Source organism: Luteolibacter arcticus, from assembly GCF_025950235.1.
GTDB lineage: Bacteria > Verrucomicrobiota > Verrucomicrobiia > Verrucomicrobiales > Akkermansiaceae > Haloferula > Haloferula arctica.
In genome coordinates this window covers 663,072-670,158 of the sequence record NZ_JAPDDT010000003.1, presented here as the reverse complement: position 1 = coordinate 670,158, position 7,087 = coordinate 663,072, and the positions used below count along the sequence as shown (strand labels likewise).

Here is a 7,087-nt window from a genome sequence, read left to right as displayed (position 1 = left end):
TCGACGATCCCGGCACGCGGTGGCGAACAAGCCCGGGCAATCCAGCGAACTCAGAAAGCGTGCCGAACACTATTGGCAAGATGCCCCAGCTACATTTTTCAGACAGCCTCTCAGTGATCCGCATTACCTAACAGCTCCGCACAAGTCGTCGGAGACCCGGACTGAGCGGTGCCGGCACTGCCACGCTCGATGGCGGCTTCGCCATCAACACCCGCTACCGATACCATCGTCGTCACCATCCCCGCGGCGAAGGCCGCCGGTGGCAAGCTCTTCGGCCGCCTCAGCGCGGTCCAGGCACCATGACACCAGTGGGCGGGTGATGGTGCAAACCTGTTCGCTTTTTGTTCCAGTTGTAAAAACAAAAGGCCTCGAAGCTGGACGGCTCGCACCGCTGGATCGCGATGCTGCCCGCTCGTCATCGCCCTTGTCCGGGGCGTGTCCGGGGCGCTGACCAAAGCGGTGGGTCATTGGTGAACCGTCCTGATTTTCAGGACGGTGCTCAATTCCAATCCCCTTGAGTAGGCCCTTCCAAATGGCCTGTCTCATCATGACCTCGAAAAACCCATTTGTCTCAATCGGTCGCAGCCGAGGGAGGCAAGCATTCCTGATTACCACTCATCATGAAACCCGATCCCCTGGGACTACAGTATGGTTCCGCTGCTCTTGAAAGAAATGGGGCGATGCCCTTCGCCGCACGCTTGCCCCGCAGCTTCATCGCAGGACTTTTCGTGTCCGGCTTGACGGCGATGACCGCCTCCGCCGCCGCCCCAGTGGCCTATGACGATGCGATCACCGCCAAGCAGGACGTTCAGCTCACGCTCGACTATCTGCTTCACAACGACAAGGACGCCGATGGGAATACGCTGAGCATTACCGCAGTGGGAGCGCCCGCACATGGCGTGCTGACTTCGCTGGGTGGCAATAGCTACCGCTATACGCCGACGGCGGGTTGGATCGGCAGGGATTCATTCACCTATACCACTTCCGATGGCACGGGCGGCACCGATACCGGGCTGGTATCGATCTCGGTGAATGCGGCGTATGATGTGACGGTTGCCCGCAATACGATCCTGGCGGGGGTGACCCAGATCGCCCCGACCGCAGGGAGCCGCATCGCCTGTGCCTGGGGCGCCACCGCGGCGAGCATCTCAAACTACCGCGGGCAGGATGAACACAACCCGATGATCTCAGCCGCGACGATGGGGGCGGGCCGCGTGGTGGCCGTCGCGGACCCGGCGTGGCTGGACATGAACACCCTGGCGGGACAGTTCAATACCGGCACCTTCTATACCAACTCGATTTCCTGGATCGCGAACACGACCAGCAAGACGATCCCGATCGTGACGATGAGCACCGAGGTGAGCACCTGGCTTACCGCGCAGGGCTACACCAGTGTCACGACGACGAATACCACCGGCTTGGCCGCGGCACTGGCTGGCAAGACGATGTTCGTCGGCTTGGTCCCGCGCACGCTCTCGAATGCGAACATCACGGCACTGAAGAATTTCGTGCAGGGCGGCGGCGGCCTGTTCTGCTGCGAGGGGACCTACCTGCCGAATGCGACGGAAACGATCCTGCGGGAGGCGGGGCTCTCCTTTGGTGTGGGTACCGTGGATCCCTTCCCACCTCCGTTTACGATCAATCGCGCGGATCGGGTCTTCACCACGGATGGCATCGCCGCGATCTTCCAGAATCCCTCGGGCTATCCGACTTCGGACGTGATGTCCGCGGCAGCGATCGCAGAGTACTTGTGCGAGGAACTGCCCGAGAGCGATATCGAGCGGGCGCGTTTGCTCTTCTTGTTCCGGACCGTTTCCGCCGCCGTCACGCCCACGCCGCAGGCACCGGTGACAAATGCGGTGCAGCGCAAGCTCCTCGATCTGGAGTGCCTGGGAATCAACTCGCTGCCCGTGGCGGAGATGACGGCGCATCGTGCGGCCCTGCCGGTGAGCGCCGCGGCCCCGCGGGTGACCAATGCGACCTTTGGCCTGGTGCCGCCGCCCGCCGCCCATGATACCAAGACGATCTACACGCCCTTCTATGCAGCACCGGGCGAGCTGGTGACGATCCAGTTTCCAGCGGCTTTGACCGCGAAGACCCTGGATGTGCGGGTGAGCCACCTGCGCTCGGCGGACGGCTCCACCAGCTATCCGGTGATGCCCATCCAGATGATCAACTTCGATGTGGCGGCCGCCCAGGTGCAGGTGGCCAATCCGCACGGCGGCCTGATCCAGATCATCGTGCCGAGCAATGTGACGTGGACCGGTACGCAGAACATCACCGTCACCGGTGCGGTGCAGGCCCCCTATTTCAAGCTCGGTGAAACCACCGACGCGCAGTGGGTCGCGGGCATCCGTGACCGCGGCACGCCCTTCGGTGTGATCGATTCGCCGGAAGCCACGCTGGTGGTGGATGCCGACAAATGGCTGCGGACCCTCACCGATCCGGAAGCGGTGATCACGGAGTGGGACTACTTCTGCGGCAAAGTGCGCGAGTTCTACGTCCACAATCCCGGTCGCCAGTTGCCGGTTCATCACGACTACTTCCCGGCCGGCGGCGTCTCGACCTACCCGCAATCCTACAATCTAACCGATGAGATTACCAACTCGCTCGACCTTAAAGCCGGTGCCTACTCGCTGACTCTGCACGAGTACGGGCACATCTGTGACCATGGCAATATCATGTTCTACGAGTTCGGCGAAACGAGTCCGAACATGGGAGGCAAGTGGATTCAGGAAACCGCGCGGAAATACTCCTGGAAGCAGGAGCTGACGACGGGCCGCATCAACAACTACCTGTCCAGCCTGAGCGACGATCTGTACAACAATCACGGGCACCACGCCGTCGACTGGAAGGGCACCGTGTTTGACATCCTCTCCGTGGAGTTCGGAGCGGCCTTGATCAAGGACAGCGTTTTCGCCCTTTCGACCAATCCGGCCAGCCTGAGCGACCAGGAAACGGTCGACGAATGGGCGCGCCAGCTCAGCAACCGCAGTGGCTACAACTTGTGCCCGCTCTTGATCGAGTGGCAGATCATCCCCTCCGCCGCGGTTCAGACCGAGCTTTCGGCCCTTCCTGACTGGATGGTGGTGGAGCGTGTGCCCGAGTCGTTGACCCTTGTGCAAGGTTCGCCGGTGATCTTCGTCGATCCCAGTGAGAACGACTTCAGCTACGATGGCGGCCTGACTCTAACAAGCGTCTCGCAACCGACGAGCGGCACGATCACGAACAACAACAACGGCACGTATACCTACACGCCCGCAGCGGGCTTCACGGGCAGCGCCAGCTTCACCTACACGGTGACGAACACGACCGGCAATGTGTTCACCTCCACCGTGCCGGTGAAGGTCGTCGCCGCCGCGAATGATCCCAAGCTTGTGGCATTCGATGGTGTGGCCAATGGCAGCGGCTGGACGACGGTGCTGCTGGGTAAAACGTATACCTCGATGGTCGTCGTCGCGCAGCCCTTGGTCGCGACCGGCGCACCGCCTCTGGCCACCCGCATCCGGAACGCCAGTGGCTCCTCGTTTGAGATCAGGCTGGATCGGATCGATGGATCATCGACGCCGGTGGGGGCCACCGCGGTGCGCTTCCTGGTGGTGGAAGCAGGGGTCTACACTCCAGAGACCCACGGCCTCAAGATGGAGGCTGTGAAGTTCACCTCCAGCACGACCGACCGCGGTGGCTCATTCACGGGAACGACCCGTGACTTCGCCTACACGGGCTATGAGCACTACTTCATCCCGGTGGTTTTTGGCCAGGTGATGACCAGCAACGACAGCCGTTGGTCGTCATTCTGGTTCAAGGAAAGGGCGCTCAACCGTGTGACACTCGGCAAGCACGTGGGCGAAGACCCGGTCACGCAGCGGGCGGATGAAACGATCGGCTACATCGTGATGGAGGCCGGCAACCATCAGTTCGGCAATTGCCAGGTTCAGGCCGGCACCACGGATGCCGATGCCTACCAAAACGTCACCTCCTTCGACCATGGCGGTGCGGTTTGGAATTTGTTCAACTTTCCGTCGATCCAATCCGCCTTGATCCTGGCGGCTACTCCGAGGGATGCGGACGATACTCCCGATGGCTATGTGACGATGCAGAGGACCGCCGCGGGGAACGGGATGTCGGCCTACCTGGCGGAGGATGCCTTGGGCGATGTGGAAGCAACGGTCGCCGCCAAGATCGGAGCCTCGTATCTTTTGGCCCACCATACGGCCCTGGAATCCAATGACAGCGGAGTCTGGGCCAATGCCGCGGGCGGTTTGTGGACGATGGCTGGCAACTGGAGCGGTGGCACGATCGCCAATGGCGCGGGCCAGACGGCGGACTTCAGCACGCTGAACCTCACGGCGGACACCACGGTGGCGCTGAATGGTGACCGCACGATCGGCCACCTGCTCTTCGACGACATCATCGCCTCGAACCACTGGCTCCTGAACTCAGGCAGCGGCGGCGCGTTGACGCTGGACATCCTCGGGGGCACGCCAGGCATCGTGGTCAACGACTGCACGGCCACTCTCAACGTGGTGCTTGCTGGCAACAAGGGCTTCACGAAGACGGGCAACGGCACCCTGACCCTCGGTGGCGCGAACAGCTACAGCGGCGGCACCACCATCAGTCACGGGAGCGACAGCAACGGCATCACCATCGCAAACGCGTCGGCACTCGGCTCCGGTCCCGTGCTGGTGAACGGTGCCCAGAACTTCAGCCACAGCGTCTCGGTCAACGCGGGCCTGAGCATTGCCAATGCCCTGACCCTGAAGCGGGGCAATGGGGGCGGTAACCGGGCGGTCCTCGGGCTGGCCGCAAGCTCCACTTGGGGTGGTCCCATCACGGTGGACAACACCAGCGCCAACGGGATCGCTGTCATCTCGGGAAATGGAACCAATGCCGCGACGGCGAGCCTCGTTTCCGGGAACATCGGCTTCAGCACCTTGGGTTCCGGACCTTCCCTCGTGCTGCGAAGCAACCACGGCAAGGTCAGTGGATCGATCTCGCTTTCCACCGGATTGCTTCAGTTGTTAGACGGCAGCAAGTGGGAGTTCAGCAATGCGTCGAATACCTGGGGCACGCTCGACGTCGCCCACGCCAGCGCCATCGTCACGGTCGGCGCGGCCAATACCCTGGCGCCCGGCGGCGTCTTGACGTCCACCGTGGCTGGCACCTTGAATTTGAACAATCAGGCCGGCAGCAGCGCCTACAGCCAGACCATCGCCGGCCTGAGCGGCAATGTGAAGGTCGGCCTCCTCACCGGAGCCGCCACGCTCACGCTCAACACCGCGGCCAACCAATCGTCGTCCGGCGTGATCTCCGGGGCGATCAGCCTGGTGAAGAGCGGTGCCGCCATGCAGACCCTCTCGGGCTCTAACACCTACAGCGGCACGACGACGGTGAACGGTGGCACCTTGAATGTGACCGGCTCGCTGCCAGGTGGCATGACCGCGGTGAACGGCGGGACGCTGTCAGGCACCGGCACGCTCGGCGGCGCGACGACTGTCAATGCGGGCGGCACGCTGGCACCCGGCTCCGGCGGCATCGGCACGCTGACGATCAGCAACGCGCTCACGCTCGCTGGCACGGCCGCCTTCGAGCTGAACAAGGCCGGCTCCACCCTGACCGGCGACCGCGTGCAAAGCGTGACCAGCCTGACTTACGGCGGCACCTTGAATGTAACCGCGACGGGCAGTGCCTTGGTGGCGGGCGACGCCTTCACGCTGTTCAGCGCCACGAGCTACAGCGGTTCGTTCGCGAGCATCAACCTGCCGGTCTTGGAGGCGGGTCTGGTGTGGAACACCAGCCAGCTCGGAGTAAGCGGCACCGTGAGCGTCATGCCCGCGGCCTATACCGTGACCTACACCGCCGGGGCCAATGGCGCCATCACCGGCAGCACACCGCAGACAGTCAACTACGGAGGAAGTAGTAGTGCGGTGACTGCCGTGCCGAATTCCGGCTATGGCTTCACGAATTGGTCCGACGGCTCGACCGCCAATCCGCGCACCGACTCGAACGTGACCGCGAATCTGACGGTGACGGCGAACTTCACCGCGACGGTCCCAGGGCCGATCCCCGCCCAATGGACTGCCGCCAAGACGGGCACCGTCTCCGCCACGACCAGCTCCACTTACCTGAACGGCACCTTCCATGTCACCGGCGGGGGATCGCGAATCTCGAACACCAGCGACAACTTCTATTTCGTGAGCCAGCCATGGTCCGGCACCGGCACGCTCACCGCGCGGGTGGTGAGCCTGCAGAATACCGGCTCGGCGGCCAGGGCCGGCGTGATGATGCGGGAGTCCAGCGCCAGCGGTTCGCGCTCGGTATTCATCGGATTGACTCCGGCCAACAGCGCCCAATGGGTGCGGCGCTCGAACACCGGAGGAAACAGCTCGGCGACGACCTCGTCCGGCAAGGCGGCTCCGTATTGGGTGCGCCTGACGCGTGAAGGCAATACCTTCACGAGCTATATCTCCGCGAATGGGACGACTTGGACTCAGTTGGCCAGCGCGAACATCAGCATGTCTGGCAACTACAGCCTGGGCATGGCGGCCTGCTCCGGCGCAAGCGGCACCACGGTGGCAAGCGTCTTCGACAACGTGAGTGTGAGCAGCACCCTGCCCTCGCCACCGGTGAACCCGGTATTCTCGGGCGACCCGCTGCCGAAGCTCGAAGGCTTCACCTTGGAAGACGGCACGGTCGACTTCAACATCACCGGCGAAGCGGCGGGCATTTGGACGCTGGAAGAATCCACCGACTTCGTGACGTGGAGCCCCTTGCAGACGATGACGTTGGAGGCCGGCGGCCTCCAGCACAGCGAAGCCGACGAGCGCGGGGCGAAGCGCTTCCTCCGCCTGCAATCCAGTCCGTAAGAACCAACAAAATTTACCGGCCGGTTCCGGCAGCTGGTTCCGGTGAGGGAAGGAGTCGTCGAGGTCTCCCGATCCTTACTGGAACCGGCAACGGTTTTGTGGCCGCCGGAGCGAGGTTTACCCCCAAACCCTCGTTATCGAACCTAGCCTGGTGTTTGACCCGGCTGCCGAAATGGAGGGCGGAGGATGAGGCTCCGGCTTTCCGGAGCCCCATCCGGTGG

At 63.2% G+C, this 7,087-nt stretch carries 2 protein-coding genes; both read left to right on the top strand.

Features of this window, described 5'->3' with window-relative positions:
- The first annotated feature begins 168 nt into the window (after positions 1-168).
- On the top strand, positions 169-303 hold the full coding sequence (locus tag OKA05_RS10945; protein ID WP_264487176.1) for a hypothetical protein: 135 nt from the start codon (positions 169-171) through the stop codon (positions 301-303).
- A 317-nt stretch (positions 304-620) separates the two neighbouring features.
- On the top strand, positions 621-6,866 hold the full coding sequence (locus OKA05_RS10940) for an Ig-like domain-containing protein (protein WP_264487175.1): 6,246 nt from the start codon (positions 621-623) through the stop codon (positions 6,864-6,866).
- Positions 6,867-7,087: the final 221 nt, after the last annotated feature.